Genomic DNA, 22306 nt, shown 5'->3' on the forward strand with positions numbered 1-22306 from the left:
CATCATGCGCTCCGTCTATCAAACGGAGCAGCCCCTTCCAACTAAGCACGTGGTCCCACAATCGGGGTCCATTTCAACCTTCTCTCGCTGGCATGCGCGGATGATCCGCTGCACGTCGGCCTGATTCACGTTGGCTGGACGGCGGGGCATGTCGAATGATCTCTCTGGATGCGTTCCTTAAACTGGTATATACCCCAGTGCCATATCACTCACTGGGGAACTATGGCAGCGAGAGTAAAAAAGCGAACCGATACTTCCACCAATCGGGAATCTGACAAGATCATTGTCCGACTACCGGAGGGAATGCGGAAGCACCTCGCCGACATGGCCTCGCGTCGCGGCAAGTCGATGAACGCCGAGGTTGTCACCGCGCTGACAATCCACATCATGCGCGACGGCGAGCCCGATGAGAGCACAGTCAAAAGCGAGCTCGCCGAGCTGAAGGAGGAAATCAAGCTCAGCGAGGAGGGCCTGATCCAAATGTCGAAACGACTCCAGGCCGGCGTGATCGGACTGGAGAATCTCTTGTTCGACGTTCGAGATGTTGATCTCGATGCCTTCATATCCGATCAGCGCGACCATGGTTTCAACCTGAGCCGGGCGGAAGCGATCCGCAAGATCGTGCGCGCTTACCTTGATGAGCGCGGATATGGTCCCGCAAACAAGAAAAATCCCGGCGGTTAGGCCGGGTTTCGACTTTTCCTCATCCCACCCTTAGATTTTCAGCGGACGTCTTGCCCCTGTTGGTCATTTCTTCGTAGCTCACCTTGGTCCCCTCATTGAGACCGCTTAGCCCCGCTTTTTCTACGGCCGAGATGTGAACGAAGATGTCCTTGCCGCCTTTGTCGGGTTGAATGAACCCATACCCCTTTGTTGCATTGAACCACTTCACAATACCTGTCGCCACGTCGGCACACTCCGTTTTTGAACAAGGGGGGGTATTCTATGGTGGCCGGATGGTCCGCGGCAAGAAAAACCCCACCTGCACCCCCGCCCCTTTGCAGTTCGGTCCATTCCCCGGTTGAGCTGGTTTTCTTGGCTCAGAACGAAGTTCCTCTAGCCCCTCGGTACAGCCAGTGACGCCACGCGGAACAGTCCATTTGTAGCAACGTTGAATGATCGCACACAGGATCCGTGTGTAGTGCCCAAAGGCAGCTCGGTCCGGATTTGTCCCCTGGGCCGGTCAGCGTCGACCGCCTATGCTGCCAACAGCGCAAAAGAGAAGGTCGCGCCGCCTACCGGCTCGTTCGATGCAAGAAGCTCGCCTCCGTGTTCGCGCACGATGCCATAGCTGATCCAAAGGCGAGCCCCGTGCCCTCGCCAACCCGCTTAGTAGTAAAGAACGGCTCGAAGATATGGCTGATGTGATCCTTGTCGATTCCAGAACCGTTGTCCGAAATCCGGAACAGGATTTCGTTACCCTTGCGCGCCGCCGAGACGACCAGCCGAGGCAATTCGGTGCCACGCATCGCATCGATCGCATTTTCCACAAGATTGACGATCACCTGGTGCAATTGCCCCTCATTGCCGGAGATCCAGAGGTCCGGCTCGACCTCCATCTGCAGGTCGATGCGGACCTGCTTGGTGCGCACGGCCCACAGCACGGCAGTGTTGATCAATCGTTCGATGTTGACGCGCTCGACATCGCCGAGCTTGCTGAAGGACAGCCGGCGCAAATTCTTCACGATCTCGCTGATGCGAACCGCACCCTCCATGGTGCCTTCGATGAGCGGGCCGACGTCCTCCAAAATCTCGTCGATGCGCAGGCTCTTCCTTTGCGCCGGAAGGTCGGCAGTCTTGCCTTTGCCGTGGACCGCGTCGAGATAGGCGACGATCGCCGTACGGTAGCGCATTAGCGTGTGGATGTTACCATAGACGAAGCTAATCAGGTTGTTTAGCTCATGCGCAACGCCGGCGACGAGACGGCCGAGGCTCGCCATCTTCTCCTGCTCGACCAGTTGGCGCTGGGCGCGCTGCAATTCGTGATGCGCCTTGTGCAGCGCCTCGTAGCGGCGAAGCTCGCCGATCGGGCGCCCGGTCAGCACCACGCCGATGAAGCGGCCGCGATGATCGTGGCGCGGTGAGCTGTTGATGGCAAAGAGATCGGAGCTGCCGCCCTCGCTCGGAAACCGCAGCTCACCGTCGACGACGTCAGCCGCGCTGCGGGGCTTCAGGAGCGGGACCAGCTTGGCTTTGTCCGCGGCATCGATGATATCCGCGATGTTCCTGCCAACGATATCAGTAACACTGCAGCCTAGCGTGTGCTGGAACGCGGAATTTACCTGCTGCACCAGCCCTTTCGAGTCGCAGACGATGAGGATGTCAGAGACGGATTCGATGACGTTGGTGACGAAGGCCTACGCTTCCTCGAGCTCCGCATTCTTGTGCTCAAGGTCGACCTCGTAGCGCAGGAGGTCGGAATAGACCTCGTCCATCTTGCGGATGACTTCGATCCAGGCGCCCTCGCGCTCGTGATCGAACTCGATCGCGCCGCGATTGGTGACCAGCTTGAGCAGCGATTGGGTCTCGCCGGCTTCAGGAGAATGCGTCGCCTTTGGCATTTTTTCTCAAATCATACCTGGACAGCTTGTTCCTGAGACCGACGCGCGACAGCCCAAGCTCGCTCGCGACCCGGCTGATATTGCCTTCGTACCGCTCCAGATAGCTGATGATAACCGACTTCTCGAGATCCTCCACCTTGTCCTTGAGGTTCGCCGACCCGTTCAGCTTGCCATGGACCACCGCGGCCGCCTGCTTGCCGTTGCGCCGGCCGAGCAGCGGGGCTCGCAACTCGTCGGCATCGGCCAGAACCGCCATGCGCTGGATCTCGTTCTGCAGCTCGCGCACGTTGCCGGGCCAGTGGTACTTGACGAACGCCTCGAGCGCCGAAGCCGCAAAGCGCAGGCTCGGCCGGTTGAAGGAGGTTTTGACCGACGCCAGCACCCCTTCCGCGATCAGGGGAATGTCCATCGGGCGCTCACGCAGCGCCGGCATGTGGACGGGAAACGCCGCCAGGCGATAGTAGAGATCGCGCCGGAAGCGGCCCGCCTCGACCTCGGCCTCGAGATCGCGGTTGGTCGCGGCGACCACGCGAACGTCGACCTTGCGCACCCGCTGCGCGCCGAGCGGCCGAATCTCGCTCTCCTGCAGTACACGCAGTTTTACCTGGAACGCCGGCGAGGTCTCCCCGATCTCGTCGAGGAAGATGGTGCCGCCGTCGGCGACCTCGAACAGGCCGATGCGATCCTGGTAGGCGCCGGTGAAGGCGCCCTTCTTGCAGCCGAACAATTCGCTTTCGAGCAGCTCGTCGGGCAGCGCGCCGCAGTTCTCGACCACGAAGGCCTTTCTGGCCCGGGCCGAGCCGTAGTGGATGGCGCGCGCCAGCAGTTCCTTGCCCGTCCCGGACTCGCCCGTGATCAGCACCGAGATGTCGTATTCGGCGGCGCGCCGGCCGAGCTCGATGACGCCATGCATCGGACTGTCAGGCGAGTGCACGATGCGGTTGAAGTCGTAGAGCTGCTTTGCGGCGCCGCGCTTGACCGAAACGACCTTCTTGATGTGCTGCGGCGTCGCCCTGACGTCGACACCCGCGGTCTCCGTCTCCTTCTGCAGCCGGTAGAGCTGGACCGCCTCCTTGACGATGTCGATAAGGCGGTCCGGTTGCCAGGGTTTTGTGATGTACTGATAAATGCCGGCCTCGTTGAGCCCGGCGATGATGTCCTCCGAGTCCGAATAGCCGGAGATGATCATCCGCACCGGATCGGGCCAGAGCTCCTCCGCCGCGCTGCCGGCGCAGAGCACCTCGAAATCGTCGTGGAGGACGCGTCGCAGCGCTTCCTGCGAGCGGACCTCGTCGTCCACGACCAGAATGGTTCCCTGCACGCTCATGATGGCACCACCATAGGGGTGGAGTGGTCAGGCGCGCGCCGAGACCGGTGATTGGCGATGGTCAGCGGCGTGCGCGACTTCGGCACCTTGTGGATGAAGTTGAAGCGGGCAACGTGGTAGCTCGGGTCGAATCCGTAGAAATTGAGCCGCATCCGCCGCAGCTCCTCATCGCGATAGGCCTCCAACGGCTTTTCGGCCTCATGGGCCGCGCGCCGTCGCTGCTTGTCGGCAAGGCGCGCGGCAAAACCTTCGTCCACCGCCATGGCGATCCCGAGTTTCACGAAGTTCGCGTCCGCAAGCTCCGCGCCGGACAGCACGCGGTCGACGATGCCGAGGCGCCGCGCCTCCACTACTCCCATCGGGAGCCGGTATTGCGTGATCCGGGTGGAATTCGCAGCCCCCGCGCGGCGCGGCAACAGATAGGTCCAGTACTCCGAGCCGTAGAGATTGCCCATGTCCTTGTAATGCGGATTGAGGACGACCTGGTCGCTGGCCCAGACTTCATCGGCAGCGAGGCTCAGGAAGACGCCGCCCGCACCCGCATTGCCGCGAATGACCGAGACGACCAGGCGGTCGGTGGTCTCGATGATCGCGCGGGCGAGATCGTCAATCGCGTTGATGTTACGCCAGGACTCATCCGCGGCGCTGTCGGCCGCCTCGATCTCGGCGAGATGAATACCGTTCGACCAGTAGTCGCGGCCGCCGGTCAGGAGCAGCACCTTGGTCGGGCGCGCCAGCGCAGCCCGATAGGCGCCGAGCAGGGCTTCGCAGTCGCCGCTACTCATGGCGCCGTTATAGAAGGAGAATCGCAGCTCGCCGACCTCGCCATGCTCGCGATATCGGATCGGAGCGTAGCCGCAACCGGACCGGTGCGGCAGGTGCGCCGCCGCTGCGGCGAAGATTTTTGCCGCCGGCAGCTTCAGGCTCTTCGGCGCGAGCCGCCTGACTTGGCCGATCCAGACCGCGCCGTCGACCGTGGCACGCGCCAGCGCGCCGCCGCATTGGGCCACTATGGTGCCGGGTACGCCGGAAATGTCATGCGCTTCGTGTACGTCGAACAGCCTGACATCCTCAAAGAACAGGCTGTCGGCAAGGCCTGGCATGCCGTCGGCGCTGTTGACTTTGCGCAGGACGGTCGCGGTCGTGTCGTTCTGCCAGTCGATCGTCCGGTCCGCCTGGCGGCACGGTCCGCGGACGCGGATGCGCGGATCACCCGCGCACATCGGTGGCAGCGTCGGCCGTCCGGACTCAATCGCCCCGATGGCTTCGAGTACCGCCTCGACGGCGCACGACGTCACCTCGTTGCGGTAGATGCTGGACTTGGCTGCGCGCCGCATCGGGAAGGTGCGGAACGCCCAGACCGGGCCGGCGTCGAACTCGCCATCCGCCTGCAATACCGTGACGCCCCACTCGTCGGCGCCTTCGAGGACCGCCCAGTCAAGTGCGGCCGGTCCGCGGTCGCCGGGCGGGCCGGGATGGACGATCAGGCAGCGCACGCTGCGCCAGACGTCCTCCGGGATCGCCCGCTTCAGGAACGGCGCGACCACCAGGTCGGGCCGATGCAGCGCCACGCTTTCGCGCGTGACGTCGGCATGAATGTCGAGCTCGACCGAGACCGCGTGGCCTCGCTCCCTAAGCTCGACGTGAAGTCGCTGCGTCAGGCTGTTGAAGGAATGCGACAGGAGCAGGATGCGCATCGTGGGCCTCAGCAGATTCCTCAACAGATTCTCGGCAGTTGCTCGCCCGACAGCCAGTCGACGATCCGTCCGCCGACAAAACTCGTCGCCATCTGCACGAAATGATGATCGTCGGCAACGGCCTCGCCGATGTCGGCAACGTCACGGCCGAGCGGATGTGCCTGCATCGCGGTCAGCACCGCATCGGCAACCTCCGGCGCGACGATCGCGACTAGCTTGCCCTCGTTGGCGACGTGGAGCGGATCGAGCCCGAGCAGCTCGCAGGCCGCTGCCACGCCCGGCTTCACCGGGATCGCCTCTTCGTGGAGACGGAAGCCGAGGTCGGATTGCTGGGCGATCTCGTTCATCGTGGCGGCGAGCCCGCCGCGCGTGGGATCGCGCATCAGGCGGATGCCGCGACCGCCGGCTTTCACCATCTCCGCGACGAGGTCGTGCAGCGACGCCGAATCCGAGACGATCTCGGTCTCAAAGGCGAGATTCTGCCGCTTGGACATGATGGCGACGCCGTGATCGCCGAGCGTGCCGGAGATCAGCACGCGATCGCCGACCCGCGCGTTCTCGGCCGAGAGATCGAGCCCGTCAGGCACGACGCCGACGCCGGCCGTCGAGATGAACAAGCCGTCGGCCTTGCCGCGCTCGACCACCTTGGTGTCGCCGGTGATGATGTGGACGCCAGCCGTGCGCGCGGCTTCTCCCATGGACTCCGCGATCAGCTTGAGGTCAGCGAAGCGAAAGCCCTCCTCGATGATGAAACTCGCCGAGAGATAGAGCGGCCGCGCGCCGGCCATGGCGATGTCGTTGACGGTGCCGTGCACCGCGAGCGAGCCGATATTGCCGCCGGGGAAGAACAGCGGCGAGACTACACAGCCGTCCGTCGTCATCACCATGCGCCCGGCGCCGACGTCGAATGCCGATTGATCATTGCCGCGCGCGAGCCATTCATTGCCAAAAGCCTCGTGGAACAGGCCCGAGATCAATTGCGCCATGGCGCGGCCCCCTGAGCCGTGGGACAGGTCGACGCAGCCGTTCCTGATATCGAGCTTGCGCTGATAGCCCTTCATGACGCCCGCCTCTGCTGATGGTCGCGGAAGCGGCCATAAGTCCAGTGCGCGGCGCAGGCGCCTTCGGAGGAGACCATGCAGGACCCCATCGGCGTCTCCGGCGTGCAGACGGTGCCGAACAGCTTGCAATCGACCGGCTTCTTCACCCCGCGCAAAATGGCGCCGCATTCGCAGGCCGGATTGTCGTCGACGCGCAGCTCGTTCATTTCGAACCGGACCTCGGCGTCGTATTTGGCGTAGGCGCGCTTCAGCTTCAGCCCGCTATACGGCACCTGCCCGAGCCCGCGCCACTCGAACTGATCGCGAAGCTCGAAGATGTCGGAGACCTCCTCCTTGGCGCGCAGATTGCCGTCGCGGGTCACCGCCCGGCTATACTGGTTCTCGACCTCGTGCCTGTTCTCGTTGACCTGCCGCATCAGCATCAGGATCGCCTGCATCATGTCGAGCGGCTCGAAGCCTGCGATTACGACCGGCTTGCCGAATTCTTCCGCAAAGAACTCGTAAGGCGCGGTGCCGATGATGGTCGAGACATGGGCGGGTCCGACGAAACCGTCGATCTCGACGCGGCCGATGTTGCGGATATCGGGGCTCTCCAAGATGTTTTGCATCGCCGGCGGCGTCAGCACGTGGTTGCAGAACACGCTGAAGTTTTCGAGCTGCTTCTTCTCGGCCAGACGGATCATGACCGCGGTCGGCGGCGTCGTGGTCTCGAAGCCGATGGCGAAGAAGACGACCTCGCGCTCGGGATTCTCCTCCGCGATCCGGATCGCGTCGATCGTGGAATAGACCATGCGGATGTCGGCGCCGCGCGCTTTCGCCTTCAGGAGCGACGCTCCTTGCGAGCCCGGAACGCGCATCAGGTCGCCATAGACGCACAGGATGATCTCCGGCCGCGCCGCCAGCCGGATGGCCATGTCGATGCGCCCGGCCGGCAGCACGCAGACCGGACAGCCGGGGCCGTGGATCATCAGCACGTGCTTCGGCAGCATGTCCTCGAGGCCGTAGCGCGAGATCGCATGCGTATGGCCGCCGCAGAACTCCATGAAGCGATAGGGTCTCTCGGGATGCGCCTCCGCGCGGATGGCTTTCGCGAGCCCCAGCGCGATCTCCTTGTCGCGAAACTCGTCGGCATATTTCATGAGACGGCTCCCTGTCCCTCGGCGCTGAGCTCGCGCAGCAATTCGAGCGTCCGCCTCGCCTCCTCCGGATCGATCTTCGTCAGGGCGTAGCCGACATGGATGATCACGTAGTCGCCGACGGCGAGGTCCTCGATCAACGCGACCGAGATCTCCTTGCTGACTCCGTCGATGGAGACGATCGCCATCTCGTCGGGCAGAAGTCTTGTGACCTCAGCAGGTATGGCAAGACACATCAGGCGGTTCCTTCCAGGCCGTGCTGTTCGAGTTGAAGCGCGGCGATCCAGGCCTGACCGAGGCTGAGACCGCCGTCATTGGGTGGCAGCTGCCGCGGCAGGAGCGGCGCGAGGCCGGCGGCAATGCAGCCGCGTCCGATCTCGTTCGACAGGATCGCGTTGAGGAAGCAGCCGCCGCTCAGGGTGACGGTCGTAGTTCCGGTCTCGCGCGCCGCGCGGGTAATCCAGTCGACGCAGGCCGCGGCGAAAGTGCCGTGGAACAGCTCGGCTCCCTCGACGGGATCGAACCTCTCGGCTGCAAGGCGCGCGAGCAACGGCAGCAAAGACAGCACGCCGTGCGCGATGGTCCAGCCGTCTTTCATGATACGGAGCATGCGAACCAGTGCCTCCAGCCTCATCGCGGCTTCGCCTTCATAGCCCTGCACCGGGCAAAGACCCAGCAACCCTGCGGCTGCGTCGAACAGCCGACCGGCGCTGGTCGTCGTCGGCACGCCTGTTTGCTCGAGCAAGGCGGAGAGACGCGCGGCCTGCGGCTGCGCCGCAAAGCGAGCCGCAACCGTCTCGCCGCGTCCCAGGGCATGCAGCACGCCAGCGGCGATCCGCCACGGCTCGCGCGCGGCGCGATCACCGCCCGGCATCTTCATCGGCGCGAGATGGCCGAGCCGCCGGAACCGCGCGCCGTCGCATAGCAAGATCTCGCCACCCCAATTGCCGCCATCGCTGCCATGGCCAAAACCGTCGAGCACCAGCGCCAAGACCGGTCCGGCGACGCCATGTTCCGCCATCACGGAGGCCGCGTGGGCATGATGGTGCTGGACCGCGATCAGCCGCTTCCCGCGTCCTTCCGCAAAGCGGGTCGAGGCCATGTTCGGATGCAAATCATGGGCGACGACGACCGGCTCGACGTCCAGCGTTGAAAGCAGGTGATGCACCGTCTCCTCGAAGAAGCGGATGCCCTCCGCGGTGTCGAGGTCGCCGATGTGCTGGGAGACGAAGGCCTCTCTGCCCCACGTGACCGTCACGGTCGATTTCAGGGCACCGCCGACGCCAAGGATCGGCGGCACGGCGCGCGCGAGGCGGACCGGTTCGGGCACATAGCCGCGGGCGCGGCGGAGGAATTGCGTACGGCCTGCAACGACCGCCGCCACGGAATCGTCGGCACGGGTGACGATGTCGCGGTCATGGGTGACGATGAGATCGGCGATGCCGGCAAGGCGCCGCTCCGCCTCGCGATTGTCGATCAGGAGCGGCTCTCCGCCGGGATTGGCGCTAGTGGCGACGATCGCCCAGCTTTCGCCGGCCCGCTTATGCGCCGAGTTCAGCGCGTTGAAGATCAGGTGATGGAGCGGGGTGACTGGCAACACGACGCCGAGCAGCGACAGTTCCGGCGCGATCGCAGGCGCGAGCCGATGGTGCGACGGCATCAGCACTATCGGCCGCGGCGACGTTTGGAGCAACGCAAGCTCGGCGGCATCGGCGCCGGCGATGTCAGCGACCGCATCCACCGACCCGACCATGACGGCAAAAGGTTTTTGGTCGCGCTGCTTGCGCTGCCGCAGCCGCCGCACGACCCGCTCGGCGCGGGCATCGCAGAGGAGCTGATAACCGCCGAGCCCCTTGATCGCGACGATTTTGCCGCCGGCAATCGCAGAGGCGACGTCTGCGATTTCGTGGCTGAGCCTCGGGCCGCATTGTGGGCAGGCGATCGCCTCGGCATGAAAGCGGCGGCTCCTGGGATCTGCGTAATCCTCCGCACAGGTTTTGCACATCGCAAAGCGCTTCATCGCCGTGGCCGAACGGTCATAGGGCAGCCGCTCGGCAATGGTGTAGCGCGGACCGCAATGGGTGCAGTTGACGAAGGGATAGCGATGAAAGCGGCTGGTCGGATCGAACAGCTCGCGCAAGCATTCCTTGCAGGTTGCGGCATCGGCGACGATGCGCGTCGACACCCTGCCCTGCTCGCTGGCGCGGATACAAAACTCCGCGCTTGCGACCGCGCCGACCGGCTGCACGGAAATCTCGTCGATCCGGGCAAGCGGCGGCTTTTCGAGCGGCAGCGCCGCGACGAAGTCCGATGCGCGCTCGCCCTCGACCTCGATGACGACACCGTGGGAATCGTTGGCGACGAAGCCGCCGAGGCGATAGCGCGTGGCGAGACCATAGACATAGGGACGAAAGCCGACGCCCTGCACCGCGCCGCGCACGTGCAGACGCAGCCGCCGTCCGTCCAATGTTACGGCCTCGCCGCCCATTGTCACTCCGCCGCCGTCATCGAGGCTGGCTTCATCGTCAAAACCCGCTTGCCGATCCAGGCATAGAAGGCCGGGAAGCCTTCGCCGGTGCGCGCCGATACCGTCAGCACTTCGATGTTCGAATTGACCCGCCGCGCATATTCGATGGTCTTCGCGAGATCGAAGTCGAGCACGGGCGCGAGATCGATCTTGTTGATCAGCATCAGGGATGAGGCCGCGAACATGTCCGGATATTTCAGCGGCTTGTCTTCGCCCTCGGTGGTTGAGAACACCACAATCTTGCAGGCCTCGCCGAGATCGAATGCGGCCGGACACACAAGATTGCCGACATTCTCGATGAAAAGGAGGCCACCATTCAGCCAGGGCAGCCGGTCATAGGCCTCACCGACCATGGCGGCATCGAGGTGGCAGCCCTTGCCGGTGTTGACCTGGATCGCCGGCACGCCAGTCGCGCGAATACGCTCGGCATCGTTGGAGGTCTGCTGGTCGCCTTCGATCACGCCGATCGCAAAACTATCCTTCAATTCGGATACGGCGCGGACCAGCAGCGAAGTCTTGCCTGCGCCGGGGCTCGAGACCAGGTTGAAGACCAACACATCGTCGGCGCGGAAACGCGCGCGGTTGTCGGCGGCGAGCCGGTCGTTTTTGTCCAGAATGTCGCGCTCGACCTGGATGATGCGATCGCTGCTCATACCCGCGATCTTTTGGCCTGCCGGATTTGCGCCGCAGTCGACTAAGCCGGCATCGCCCGGCGCATGGTCGTGGAGATGGTGGTGTTCATGGCCGTGACCGTGATGATGTGGATGATGATGCCCGTGGTGACCATGGTCATGATCGTAATGATGATCATGTATATGTTCGATGGACGCCTTGCCGTCGCTGCAGCCGCAGACCGTACACATCAGTCGATCTCCAATTCTCTTACACGCATCTCTTCGCCGCTCGTCACTTGCAATTGATAGCCGCCGCAGGAGAGGCACGGCTCGTAACGCTGCTTGATCTCGACGCTTTTTGAACAGGCCATGCACCAGGCTGTTCCCGGCGTCTCGACGATCTCGAGTTTTGCGCCTTGCGCAATGGTTCTTGCGGCGACGGCCTCGAAGCAAAATTTCATCGCCTCCGGCGCGACGTGGCTGAGCGCTCCGATTTCGAGGCAGACGACATTCACCTTGGTGAAGGAGCGCTTGCGCGCTTCCTCCTCGACAATGCCGACGATGCCTTCGCACAGCGCCATCTCATGCATGGCCCGCCTCGCGAAAACTGAGGCTGAAGCCGACGCAGGGGTCAAACGAGTCGACCAGCATGCGGACCGCATCCTGTCCCTGGCGGCCGGCGGCAAGCAGCAAGCCCTTGAGGCTGCGGACCAGCGGTCCGCGGGCATGGAAATTCCACTCGGTCGGCGCCAGGAATTCGAAGCTGACGATGCGATCCTCGTCGTCGAGCGCAACCGCGTGGTAGAGGCGGCCGCGCGCGCATTCGACCGCAGCCGCGCCCTTGCCGGTACCGAGCCGATAGCTCGCGACCACGCCGTCATCAAAATCCTCCTCGCGGCCATCGAGCCAAGCGCAGAGCTCTGCCACCTCGGTGATGCGCGCCTTGAGCCGCGCGGCGGGGCTCGCGCCCGCAGACAGGCCCGGTTCGCGCCCCGCCCGGCGCGCCCAGATGCCGGTTTCTGGAATTTTGCTGCTGACTTCCGGCGCATCGGAATAGGCCGCACCATCCGCCAGCAGGCGCGTGACGATTTCGAGATCGTCAGCCGCGGTCAGGAATGATTGCTCGGCCACCGGCCGCGACAATGCTTCGCCATCGCAGCGAGCGACAAATGCGGCGAGCGCGCTGCCCGGCGCGAGCGCCTGGCCGTCGCCGGCGATCCCCAGCGCGGCGAGCGCAGCTTTGATCTGTGCGACCGCGTCGCGACGGAAGGCTTGTGGCACGCCTTCGCTCGCGCCGCTTAGGATCGTGCTTGCCTGCATCATGCCACGCACGGCGGAGGCGCTTGCGCGGTCTAGCGCGAACCGTCCGATAAACAGGCCGCGCAGCAACTCGGTAAGTCGCTCAGAGGCGACCGCAATGGCTCGACTCTGCACGATCGCTTGCGTCGCGTCCTGCCCCTGCGCCGCCTCGACCGCCGACAGGAGCGCCACCTGATGGGCGACCGAGCAGAGCGAGAACAGCCGCGGCAGCACCGATAGCAGCGAAGCCGCCGGCTTTCCCGCAAACAGCCGCGTCAATGGCGGCCGGCTGCGCGGCCGGATCGCGACATCGGCGATCGTGGCGCCGGCAAGCCACACCGTGATGTCGATCTCATTGCGGAAGGCCAGGCTCATCCGCGCCGCTCCGTCAAAGCCCCACGCAGGAAGTTACGCCGATCGATCGAGGTTGTCGCGGGCTCGCGGCGGCGGACCGCCTCCTCGCTGTCGGCCGGCAGCATGAGTTCGGCGAGCGCGGCTTCGGCCGTCGCCCGCGCCGCCGCCATGTCGGCGAACTCAGACATCGGCGAGAACAGCGAACAGCTCGCGATCCGGCTCATTTGCCCGACCTCGCTGAGGGTAAATTCGACGTCCCCCGCGGGAAAGCGGATTCGCAGTGTCGCGCCCGAGGTGTCCCGCGCGGCGCTCGCCGGCATCACGACGTTCATGAACCAGGGCGTGACCATGATGCCGACGATGCTGCTGTTGAGCCGGCGGAAGCCGACTGCCTCGACGCTGAGCGCATCGTTGTAGATCGGCAGATCGCGCATCGCGCGCTCGCCGATCTCCCGATAGCTTCCGGCGAGAAGCTCGCCCCACGCCACGGCGTCGGCGTCGGCGTCGGGATTTGGCGCGCTCCCCGTCATGCTTCGATCGCCATGAATTTGGATTTCGGGGCATCGCAGTTCGGGCAATGCCACTCCGCCGGCAGCTCCGCGAACGGCGTGCCGGGTGCGATCTGCGCCACCTCGTCGCCATCAGCTGGATCATAAACGGTCCAGCAGATGCCACATTCCAGCCGCGCGACATCGGCGACATCCTGGCGCACGCCAAAGTTTTCGAAGGCGCTCATTTGAAGTAGGCCTCGATGATTTCCTGCAGCCGCTCGGCAGAGTCCTCAAAGTCCTCATCCGCGGCGATCGCGACGGTCGGCACTCCGCCGACTTCCAGCGTGTCCAGAATGATGGTGTCCATGGCGTTGAAGAACTGGACTGACCAGACATTGCGGATGCCCGTGGAAAGCACCCGGCAGGTGCCATAGCCGCGCGACACGAGCTGGATCGGTCCGTTCCGGATCGTGTCCTGCAGGAAGCTCATATCGACCGGGCTCATCGGCAGCAGCGTGAAGTTGATGATCTGCGAGCGAATGCCGGGCCGCCAAGCCAGCGCTCGCTCGCGGATTTCGGCGAGCACCGGCAGCACGTTCATGGCGCCCTCCGGAACCTGCCCGATTTCGAAATCGACGGACGTCAGGTCGGCGGCCGCGCGCCTGACGATCTCCGGAATCGCGCCGATCTCGAGATATTCGTGGTTGGCGTCGGTCTCGAGACGCACGCGCCAGAGCCCCGCCAGCACCGATTCCTGGATCTGGGCCAGCGATCCGTCCGGCAGCGCAACAACGCCTCCGACCTCGCCTTCGCCGAGCACGTCGGCCACGAGCTTGCTCTCGAGATCGTTGAGATTGCCGAGCCGGAACAGTTGAGACGGCGCGTCCGCCTTTTGGCCCGCGACGCCTTCCGCGACCCTCGAGAGCAGCGCGACCGCGTTCGGGCAGCTCTTCGCAAGCTCAGCGCTGTCGAGCGTCGCAAGCCTTGCGAGCGCGCCGGCCGCCGTCAGGCTGCCCTTCGCGGCATTGAGGCTCTCTTCGCCGATCGGAAACACGCTGACCGGTTGCTCGGCGCCTTCGGGCAAATCCCAGAATCCGACTTTCATAGCTCGACACCTTGTGCGCGATGCTGGGGAACAATGGTGACGGCGACCGCGGCGCTCTGCCCGCGCGGACGGTCGATCAGCTTGTTGATGCGGTCGATATAGACCGACCAGTCCTGGATCTTGGCGATTAGCCCCAGCGTCTCACCCTTGGCGACGAGGATCAGCGTCGGTTGCACGCGCACGCCAAAGCGCTGGCCGAGCGCGCTCTCGTCGCCGCGGGCGATGACCGCACCGCGCAGCCGGCCCCCGAACGCCGCGATCAGCTCCGGCAACACCACGGCGACATCGATCGCCTCCGGAAAGCGATTGGGATCGCCCGCCGACAGCAGCACCGCGACCGCCCCGGCCTCATCAGTCGCGCCAAGAAAATGATCGACCGTCGCGGCGTCGACCTCATTCAGGCCGTGCCGCGTCAGATCATGCTTCCCTACCTGGAATTCCATCAGACCTCCCCTGACAAGCATATGAAGTTGCTCGGGATAGGAATTAGCAAGTCATGTGCCAGCACGCGCTAGCGATTTTTCGGATTTATATCATTGATTTACATCATGTATTTTATGACACGCAAGATGACTCGCGCCCCAATGATAAGATACTTTCCATTTCTGATGAAAGCCAACTTTGCAGATAGAAAGATACCTTCCAGGCAGCCCGTTGTGCGCCCGCACGCCGATCCGGCCGCGGATGCATGCCTGGACGTTGGCCTATTCCGACCGAAGGTGCGCGGGCAGTTGCGGCTCGCGGCCGATCAGGTCGGCGAAAGAGCGGTCGCAATCCTCGCCGTCGAGCGCCGCACCAAGACCGTCGATCGCAGCTCCGATCAGCCGCGCCTCTTCCTCATCGAGACACCGGATCGCGGTGTCGATATAGACGAGCACATGGGCGCCAACCGGAGGGTTGGAGAGCAGCAGCATGGAGACGCGGCGCTGCTCGCCGCGAAATTCGCACAGCGCCGACATGCCGTCGGTCTCGACAATTGTCATCGGCAGGCCGAGGCACATCGCGCTGTCTCCGGAGGCCGCGCCGGTCAGGCCGGCCGCATCTCGTAATTGGCGTGATTGATGTCATTGGCGAGCAGCCGCTCGGACTGCGCCAACGGCGCGCTGCGGCGGCTGACCGTGACGTCCCACTCGGCCAAGATCTCGCAGGCGAGATCGATCGCAGGCGAGATCTGCTCGCGCACCGGCGGCGTCAGCGGCCCGCCCCAATCCTCGAGATCGAGCGGCTGGCAGCCGATCAGTACGAGATGCTTTGGGCAGCGGCCGAGCAAATCGGCGGCGCTGATCACTTCCTGGAAGCCGGTCTGGTGCAGGCTCATCTTCTTGGCGCCGGTGAAGCGCGGCACCTCGTCGTCGCGCACGAGCTTCAACTGGCCGGGTTCGAGGCCGTAGTCGATGGCGTCGAACACGATCATGCGGTCGGCCTCTTCCAGATAGTTGACGAGGTAGAGACCCTGCGTGCCGCCGTCGAGGATGGTGACGTTACCAGGCACGGCGTAGCGGCGGTGGAACTCCTCCACCGCGCGCACGCCAAATCCTTCGTCGGCCCACAGGATGTTGCCGATGCCGAGCACCAGGATGCGGTTGTCTTGCGAGAATGTCGGCATCGGCAGCTTTTCAATTTCAATCGCGGAATTGACGTTCGCCGGAGATCATCGAGGAGATGATGCTCTGGCGTGACATGATGTCTTCGCGGACCGCGGCGTAGACGTGCACCATCACGAACACGACCAGCGCCCACATGCCGAGATGATGCCAGGTGTGAACATCCTGGCTGTTCGGCCAGATCGCAAACACCCAGCCGAACAGCTTGTGCTGCCAGCTATCGATACCCGCACCTTCCGAATAGAGCGCAAAGCCGGTGACGATCATGAAGGTCACGAACAGCGTGAAGCCGGTGAACATCGCGGTCTGCGCCAGCGGGTTGTGGCCGACATACATCTTCGGCTGGCGCTCCAGGAACGCGTACCAGCGAATCTCATGCAGCACTTCCTTCCAGAACTGCCGACGATGCACCGGCAGATAGAAGATCTGCCGGGAATGGTGGTTGCCGGCGAAGGCCCACAGGATTCGCGCGAGGAAGAACACCGCGAGCACCTGCCCGGCCGCGAAATGGGCAAAGCGGATATAGCCCATCACGAAGTTGGCGGACGCCTCGCCCTCGACCGACGGCAGCGGCGTCCCGATCAGATAGCCGGTGACCATCAGGATCAGAATCGAGAACGCATTCACCCAGTGGCAGATGCGCACCGGCGCTTCGTAGACATAGACGGTGGGCCGGCCCACCGCATGTTCGCCGGCTGCATCGGCCGCGATCTCGGTGAGGTCCTGTTCGGATTCCGCCGGAGATGCAACTGCATCCATCATGACCGCCTCCTACCTGACCTTGACTTTGGCGAGCTCCTGGCCGTCCGGACTCATAACGTGGGTCGAACAGGCCAGGCATGGATCGAAGGAATGGATCGTTCGCAGGATCTCCAATGGCTGCTCGGGATTGACCATCGGCGTATTCATCAGCGAGGCCTCGAATGCGCCGATATTGCCCTTGGGGTCGCGCGGCGAGCCGTTCCAGGTGGTCGGTACCACGCACTGGTAGTTGTCGATCTTGGTCTCCTTGATCTTGATCCAGTGCGCGAGCGCGCCGCGCGGGGCCTCGGTGAAGCCAAAGCCCTTGGCTTCCTTCGGCCAGCTCTCCGGCTTCCACTTGTCGACGTTCGCGGTCGAGCTGTCGCCGGCCTTGATGTTGGCGATAAGCTTGTCCTGGAAGTAGCGCATCTGGCGCCCGGCCCAGACCGACTCGAGCGCACGCGCAGCGGTGCGGCCGAGCGTCGAGAACAACGCCGACATTGGCAGATTGAGATCCTTGAGGAACTTGTCGACGGGATCCTTGAACTCGGCCTTGTTCTGCGCATAGCCGACGACCCAGCGCGCCAGCGGGCCGACCTCCATGGCGTGCCCGTTCCAGCGCGGTGCCTTGATCCACGAATACTTGCCGCCCTCGTCGAGTTGCTCGATCGCGGTCTTGGTGCCCTTGGCATTGGGCCCGAGCACGTAGTTCGGCTCGGTGACGCCGTCCCAGGGATGAAGGCCCTTGGTTTCGTCGGGATATTTGTACCAGGAGTGGACCACGAACTCCTGAATCTCGTCGGGGTTGGCATGATCGACCGGAAGTACCTCGGACAGATTGCCGTTGATGATGGCGCCCCGCGGCAGCTTCAGGTTCTTGGCGGAATAGTCGTTCGCATGTTCGGGCACGTCACCATAGGCGAGCACGCTCTGGCCCGAAATGCCGCCGCCATAAAGCCAGTCCTTGTAGAACGAACCGATTGCAGCCACGTCGGGCAGATAAACCATCTCGTTGAACTCAATGATACGATCGATGATCGAGGAGATCAGGTTCAACCGCTCCATGTTGATGGCGCCGACGGCGCCGGTGCCGTCGACATTGATCGGACAGGGAACACCGCCGACAAGCCAGTTCGGATGCGGATTCTTGCCGCCGAAGATGGTGTGGATCTTGACGATCTCCTTCTGGAAATCGAGCGCTTCCAGATAATGCGCCACTGCCATCAGATTGGCCTCCGGCGGCAGCTTGTAGGCCTTGCTGCCCCAATAGCCGTTCTTGAACGGACCCAACTGTCCGGACTCGACGAACTTCTTCAGGCGGGTCTGCAGATCCTTGAAATAGCCGGGCGAGGACAGCGGCCAGCTCGAGATCGACTGCGCGAGCGTCGAGGTCGCACGCGGATCGGCCGAGAGCGCGGAGACGACGTCCACCCAATCCAGCGCATGCAGGTGATAGAAATGGACGACGTGGTCGTGCACCTGCAAGGCAAGCTGCATCAGGTTGCGAATCGAATTGGCGTTCTCCGGAATGGTGATCCCGAGCGCGTTCTCGACCGCGCGCACGGACGTCAGCGCGTGCGTGCCGGTGCAGACACCGCAGATCCGTTCGGTGAACGCCCAGGCGTCGCGCGGATCACGGTTCTTCAGGATCACTTCGATCCCGCGCCACATCGTGCCAGTGGAGACCGCGTTGCGGATGACGTTATCGGCGTCGACATTGACCTCGACCCGCATGTGGCCTTCAATCCGCGTAACCGGATCGACGACGATGCGCTTGCCGGAATTGTCGAGATTGAAGCCGTTGGGAGTCTGGATACCCATGGTTGTCCTTGCCCAAGTGTGTCTTTATGTTTAGCTGTTGTGATCGGCGTCTTCGCGCTTGCTCGCGAGCCGCTTCACCGCGGTCACCGCCGCATGCGCGGCCACTGCGGCGCCGACGGCGCCGGCCGCCGCCATGCCGATCTGGTCGGCATTTTTCTCGATGCCGAACTGCTTGATGTTGGTGAGACGGTCGTAGAACGAGCCCTTATCCCAGAAGCCGTCCTCCGAGCAGCCGATGCAGCCATGGCCCGACTGGATCGGAAACGAAACGCCGCCGTTCCAGCGCACCGTCGAGCAGGCGTTGTAGGTGGTCGGGCCCTTGCAGCCCATCTTGTAGAGGCAATAGCCCTTGCGCGCGGCCTCGTCGTCCCACTCCTCGACGAACTGGCCGGCATCGAAATGTGGCCGCCGATAGCACTTGTCGTGAATGCGCTGCGAATAGAACATTTTCGGCCGGCCCTGTCGGTCGAGCTCGGGCAGTTTGCCGAAGGTGGTGATGAAGGTGACGACGCCGGTCATCACCTCGGCGATCGGGGGGCATCCCGGTACCTTGATGATCGGCTTGTTGGTGATGACCTTGTCGATGGGCGTCGCCTGTGTCGGATTGGGCTTTGCCGCCTGCACGCAGCCCCAGGACGCACAGGCACCCCAGGCGATGATCGCCATCGCGTCCTCGGCCATCATCTTCAGCTTCTCGACGAACGGCTTGCCGCCGTCGATACAGAACATGCCGCCTTCATTCAGTGGCGGATTGCCCTCAACCGCGAGGATGTACTGGCCTTTGTGCTTGGCGCGGGTTTCCTCGAGTATGGCTTCCGCCTGGTGACCTGCGGCCGCCATGATGGTGTCATCGTAGTCGAGCGAGATCATCGACAGCACCGCATCCTTGACCAGCGGGTGCGCGGAGCGGATGAAGCTCTCGGAGCAGCAGGTGCATTCGAGACCGTGCATCCAGATCACAGGCACGCGCGGCTTGGTCTCGAGCGCATTCGCAATGCGGCTCGCCGCCAGCGGCCCGAGCCCGAGGCTCGTCGCCGTGAGGCTGCAGAATTTGTGAAAGCTCCGACGCGTGATGCCTTGCCACCTGATCACGCTGTAAAATGTTTCCGTCGCCGCGCCCATGAATCCTCCCGTCTTCGGTTTTGACCTGTCGATGACGACTAGGACAGCAAGAAGCAGGCCAATCCTCGCGCGCGCGATGAAAGTGGAGGAATTCCAGACTGTTGCAGACTTGAATTGCCCAAAGCGCAGCGCTCGAACAGGCTTCGCAAGCCCGAAGCGGAAACAAGTCGGTTTCCAGACGGCAACGAAGTTCCCGCTTACGCAGCGCGGGAATATTTAGTGCGCGGTGCACACCATGCAGGGATCGAACGAGCGCACGATGTGCTGGATTGCGACGGCGCGCGGCCCGGCATCGCCGACGTCGGTACCGACCAGAGCCTGCTCCAGCGGGCCGCCGACATCGAAGGAATCGCGCGGCGAAAAATTCCACGTCGTCGGCGCGATGATCTGGTAGCGTTCGATCCTGCCGTCCCGAACCGCCATCCAGTGCCCGAGACTGCCGCGCGCGGCTTCGACCAGTCCGACATAGCTTCCGTTGGGAGTCTCGCGCGTATTGTGGCAGAATGGCTCCGACAGTCGCAGCGCGCGCGTCCATTGCTCCATCGCAAGCGCGATGCGCGCGGTCTCGATCAGCCGCGCGATCACGCAATTGCGCACATTGGTGCCGCTGACCGACACTAGGTCCGCAATCAGTGCCTGGCCCGCCACGGTCTGGCGCGCGATCGCGCCAACCTCGATCGGCTGCCCCGAGAGCCGCGGCGCCTTGCACCAGCTATAGGCCGCCGGCTTGTCGGGATCGGGAACCGTGCTGCTGTGAGCGGGATCCGCGGATGAACCCCGCATCCAGGCGTGCGAAACGTCCTCGGTGATCTGCGTCAGCGGCAGCGGCTCGATTGCGGCTCGCGGGCCAAACAGGCCGCGCGGAAACAACTCGCCGTCGACCCCGTGATAGGCGCCATAGCTCATCATCTGGCCGGCGCCCCTGCCGAGCCCGCTCAACGCGAGACTGTCCGCAAGCCGCAGGAAAGCGCAAAGTCGCCGCCGCGGCCGTCGCGCCAGCGATCGAGCTCGCTCGCGGACGATATCGCCAGCACATTCTCCAGCGTGTCAGCAAACACGATGCGCTCGAGGAAGCTGCGAAAAGCCGTCGTGATCGACAGCAGCCGGACGCGCTCGCCGAGATCGATGGCGCGCGTGGTGCCGCCGGGCTGAAACGCAAGACTGTGGAGCCATTTCCCGGCGACGATGCCCATGGTCTCGAGCAGCCGTGCCCGCGCCGGCAACACGTCGCGCGCCGCGCTGCCGCGGGTCGCCGCAAAGCGCTCGCGCGTCTCTTCGTGCCAGCCATGCGCCGCATAGGCCTCGCGGGCAAAGTCTGGCATGAAGAAGATGTAGAAGTGGGTCAGATGGTCGGCCGCGTTCTCCCCCGCATGCGCGATGTTGGTGGCAAGCAAGCCGTTGGGCGCTGCCCGGCGGCGGCACAGATCGATTGCACGAATCTTGGCCTCGATTGAATGCTTCGCCGGTGTCGCGGAGCTGTCCGCCTCAGCATGGAGCAGCGCAATCGGCGACGATCTTGCTGCGCAGACCGCTGTCCAGAAATGGCGGCAGGCGCATCCGGTCGACCGGCTCTCTCCCGCCGAGCTTTCGGACCTCGTGGACTATGCGATCGGAGCGCCGGGCGTCGCGCTGGGCCGGGCTCTGCTGCGGCACGACCCGACGATTCTCAATCCCACGCGCTACTCCGAACTGGTGCAACTGAGTTGGCAGGGGCTTCGCGCCTATCTCGATAATCCGGTGATCCTGTCATCATTGTCGGGAAAGAGTGCGGTCGATCAGGTCATGGGTGCGGTCGTCAATGGCGGTCTTGAAAGCGTTCTCGACGAACACTTCTGGCTCCGCGCGCAGAACCTGCAAGAGGGTGCGATTGGGCTTGCCAAGGACTTGCAATCATCTCTCGGACTTCGCGCCGGCGGCTTCAGCTTCCATGGCATCGGCGGACCTCTGCATAAGATTCCCGTGCGCTGCCATGTTGCCGTGCCCTTTGGAGATGCCGAAACCGAGCCCGTCATCAAAGTGGATGGTGGCGTGGCGCAAGCCACTCCGGTCCGCCCCGACGAAGTGCGCCGTAGCTTCAACACACCCTTTTGGCCGCATGTTCTTGCCACGACGTCGGTTGGACAGGAGGGACTGGATTTTCACCCATGGTGCTCGCATGTCGTTCATTGGGATCTCTCCTCCAATCTGCTCGACCTGAGCAACGTGAAGGTCGCGTCCAGCGCTACGCGGGCCTGTCGGTCAGGCGAAGGCTGTCCGCGGAATTGCGCGATGAAGTATTGAAAGATCCCGCCCTGGCCAACGGCTCGCCGTGGCGTTGCGTACAAAGACATGCGGAGCGTTTCGTCGATGCCAGCGGCCTTCGTCCTTGGTGGGTGCTCGACGGAGCTGAAATCCGCCGCCACGTCTTCGAGCGCCCCTTTGGGAGGGACATTGCGCGGTTCGCCCAACTTCGCGAGCAGCGAATGATCTATCGGCTGGCCCTTGGACAGCCCAATCAGGAGGATTTCATCGACGTGTTGTCGCGCGGGGGCAAGGCAACCCGCACGCTGTTGCAGCCACTCATCCTTGATTTGTCCGCGATGGGTCTTCGAACGAAGGCAATCCATGCCTCGGGTATTGGTCAGAGCCCGATATCGATCGCCCCTCCTCCGGTCAGCATGGACGAAGATATGTCTGCGCGGCCGCCGCCGGCCGAGGCGACGGCCGTCGATCGAGCGATGCCTGACCGCACCGCTCAAACGTTTTACTCATAGGTCAGAAATATAGGCGACATCTGGATGCTTGAAGAAGGAACGCACCAAAGCTGGTCTGTTGCCGATGTCGGCGAGCTGGGTGCGGACTCGGTC

The 22306-nt window shown here is 63.7% G+C and carries 22 protein-coding genes and 2 pseudogenes; 3 read left to right on the plus strand and 21 right to left on the minus strand.

Translation table 11 applies throughout. From position 1 onward, the window contains the following. Nucleotides 1-168: 168 nt before the first annotated feature. Nucleotides 169-684, plus strand: a complete 516-nt coding sequence (locus AAFX91_RS23530) for an Arc family DNA-binding protein (protein ID WP_394568079.1) — start codon at nt 169-171, stop codon at nt 682-684. 19 nt (nt 685-703) lie between these two features. Here the strand turns inward: AAFX91_RS23530 and AAFX91_RS23535 are convergent, their stop codons facing one another. The 21 genes and pseudogenes from AAFX91_RS23535 to AAFX91_RS23635 all read right to left on the minus strand — a co-directional run. Further along, complete coding sequence (locus AAFX91_RS23535) at nt 704-907, minus strand: cold-shock protein (RefSeq protein WP_130583952.1); 204 nt, start codon at nt 905-907, stop codon at nt 704-706. A gap of 290 nt (nt 908-1197) precedes the next feature. Further along, a pseudogene (locus AAFX91_RS23540) lies at nt 1198-2561 on the minus strand (ATP-binding protein). Next, nucleotides 2536-3888, minus strand: a complete 1353-nt coding sequence (locus tag AAFX91_RS23545) for a sigma-54-dependent transcriptional regulator (RefSeq protein ID WP_394568080.1) — start codon at nt 3886-3888, stop codon at nt 2536-2538. The pseudogene AAFX91_RS23540 and the gene AAFX91_RS23545 overlap by 26 nt, the downstream one beginning before the upstream one ends. Further along, entirely contained in the window at nt 3885-5585 is a 1701-nt protein-coding gene (locus AAFX91_RS23550; protein ID WP_394568081.1) for a hydrogenase maturation protein, read from the minus strand. The genes AAFX91_RS23545 and AAFX91_RS23550 overlap by 4 nt, the downstream gene beginning before the upstream one ends. A gap of 20 nt (nt 5586-5605) precedes the next feature. Next, nucleotides 5606-6646 carry a hydrogenase expression/formation protein HypE gene (gene hypE / locus AAFX91_RS23555; RefSeq protein ID WP_394568082.1) on the minus strand — a complete coding sequence of 347 codons (1041 nt, stop codon included), beginning with the start codon at nt 6644-6646 and terminating at the stop codon, nt 5606-5608. Further along, a complete protein-coding gene (gene hypD / locus AAFX91_RS23560) occupies nt 6643-7785 on the minus strand; it encodes a hydrogenase formation protein HypD (protein ID WP_130583743.1) in 1143 nt (380 codons plus the stop codon). The genes hypE and hypD overlap by 4 nt, the downstream gene beginning before the upstream one ends. Next, nucleotides 7782-8018 (minus strand): HypC/HybG/HupF family hydrogenase formation chaperone, encoded by a 237-nt coding sequence (locus AAFX91_RS23565; protein ID WP_130583742.1) that lies wholly within the window; start codon nt 8016-8018, stop codon nt 7782-7784. Before AAFX91_RS23565 ends, hypD begins: the two co-directional genes overlap by 4 nt. Then, a complete protein-coding gene (hypF, locus tag AAFX91_RS23570) occupies nt 8018-10270 on the minus strand; it encodes a carbamoyltransferase HypF (RefSeq protein ID WP_394568083.1) in 2253 nt (750 codons plus the stop codon). The genes AAFX91_RS23565 and hypF overlap by 1 nt, the downstream gene beginning before the upstream one ends. Before the next feature lie 2 nt (nt 10271-10272). Further along, on the minus strand, nt 10273-11172 hold the full coding sequence (hypB, locus tag AAFX91_RS23575) for a hydrogenase nickel incorporation protein HypB (RefSeq protein WP_394568084.1): 900 nt from the start codon (nt 11170-11172) through the stop codon (nt 10273-10275). Beyond that, nucleotides 11172-11513, minus strand: coding sequence for a hydrogenase maturation nickel metallochaperone HypA (hypA, locus tag AAFX91_RS23580; protein WP_130582161.1), 342 nt, complete (start codon nt 11511-11513; stop codon nt 11172-11174). Before hypA ends, hypB begins: the two co-directional genes overlap by 1 nt. Next, a complete protein-coding gene (locus AAFX91_RS23585; RefSeq protein ID WP_130582162.1) occupies nt 11506-12597 on the minus strand; it encodes a nickel-dependent hydrogenase large subunit in 1092 nt (363 codons plus the stop codon). The genes hypA and AAFX91_RS23585 overlap by 8 nt, the downstream gene beginning before the upstream one ends. Then, the gene (gene hybE, locus AAFX91_RS23590; RefSeq protein WP_394568085.1) at nt 12594-13106 is read right to left on the minus strand and encodes a [NiFe]-hydrogenase assembly chaperone HybE; all 513 of its coding nucleotides are present in this window, start codon (nt 13104-13106) and stop codon (nt 12594-12596) included. The genes AAFX91_RS23585 and hybE overlap by 4 nt, the downstream gene beginning before the upstream one ends. After that, nucleotides 13103-13312, minus strand: coding sequence for a rubredoxin (locus AAFX91_RS23595; RefSeq protein WP_130582164.1), 210 nt, complete (start codon nt 13310-13312; stop codon nt 13103-13105). Before AAFX91_RS23595 ends, hybE begins: the two co-directional genes overlap by 4 nt. Continuing rightward, nucleotides 13309-14172, minus strand: coding sequence for a hydrogenase expression/formation C-terminal domain-containing protein (locus AAFX91_RS23600; protein WP_394568087.1), 864 nt, complete (start codon nt 14170-14172; stop codon nt 13309-13311). The genes AAFX91_RS23595 and AAFX91_RS23600 overlap by 4 nt, the downstream gene beginning before the upstream one ends. Then, nucleotides 14169-14615, minus strand: a complete 447-nt coding sequence (locus AAFX91_RS23605; protein ID WP_130582166.1) for a hydrogenase accessory protein — start codon at nt 14613-14615, stop codon at nt 14169-14171. The genes AAFX91_RS23600 and AAFX91_RS23605 overlap by 4 nt, the downstream gene beginning before the upstream one ends. Nucleotides 14616-14876: 261 nt before the next feature. After that, the gene (locus AAFX91_RS23610; RefSeq protein ID WP_130582167.1) at nt 14877-15173 is read right to left on the minus strand and encodes a HypC/HybG/HupF family hydrogenase formation chaperone; all 297 of its coding nucleotides are present in this window, start codon (nt 15171-15173) and stop codon (nt 14877-14879) included. 26 nt (nt 15174-15199) lie between these two features. After that, nucleotides 15200-15778: a HyaD/HybD family hydrogenase maturation endopeptidase gene (locus AAFX91_RS23615; RefSeq protein ID WP_130582168.1), complete on the minus strand. Its 579-nt coding sequence runs from the start codon at nt 15776-15778 to the stop codon at nt 15200-15202. A 16-nt stretch (nt 15779-15794) separates the two neighbouring features. After that, complete coding sequence (gene cybH / locus AAFX91_RS23620; RefSeq protein ID WP_130582169.1) at nt 15795-16538, minus strand: Ni/Fe-hydrogenase, b-type cytochrome subunit; 744 nt, start codon at nt 16536-16538, stop codon at nt 15795-15797. Nucleotides 16539-16547: 9 nt separating this feature from the next. Continuing rightward, nucleotides 16548-18338 carry a nickel-dependent hydrogenase large subunit gene (locus tag AAFX91_RS23625; RefSeq protein ID WP_130582170.1) on the minus strand — a complete coding sequence of 597 codons (1791 nt, stop codon included), beginning with the start codon at nt 18336-18338 and terminating at the stop codon, nt 16548-16550. Nucleotides 18339-18368: 30 nt separating this feature from the next. Next, nucleotides 18369-19460: a hydrogenase small subunit gene (locus AAFX91_RS23630; protein ID WP_130582171.1), complete on the minus strand. Its 1092-nt coding sequence runs from the start codon at nt 19458-19460 to the stop codon at nt 18369-18371. 216 nt (nt 19461-19676) lie between these two features. After that, nucleotides 19677-20869 (minus strand): annotated as a pseudogene (locus AAFX91_RS23635) (nickel-dependent hydrogenase large subunit); the annotation flags it as partial. A gap of 31 nt (nt 20870-20900) precedes the next feature. On the opposite strand from AAFX91_RS23635, the gene AAFX91_RS23640 reads away from it, so the two are divergent. Continuing rightward, nucleotides 20901-21740, plus strand: a complete 840-nt coding sequence (locus AAFX91_RS23640; RefSeq protein ID WP_394568090.1) for a hypothetical protein — start codon at nt 20901-20903, stop codon at nt 21738-21740. Continuing rightward, nucleotides 21737-22213, plus strand: a complete 477-nt coding sequence (locus tag AAFX91_RS23645; protein WP_394568091.1) for a hypothetical protein — start codon at nt 21737-21739, stop codon at nt 22211-22213. The genes AAFX91_RS23640 and AAFX91_RS23645 overlap by 4 nt, the downstream gene beginning before the upstream one ends. Nucleotides 22214-22306: the final 93 nt, after the last annotated feature.

Source organism: Bradyrhizobium sp. 31Argb, from assembly GCF_043638955.1.
GTDB lineage: Bacteria > Pseudomonadota > Alphaproteobacteria > Rhizobiales > Xanthobacteraceae > Bradyrhizobium.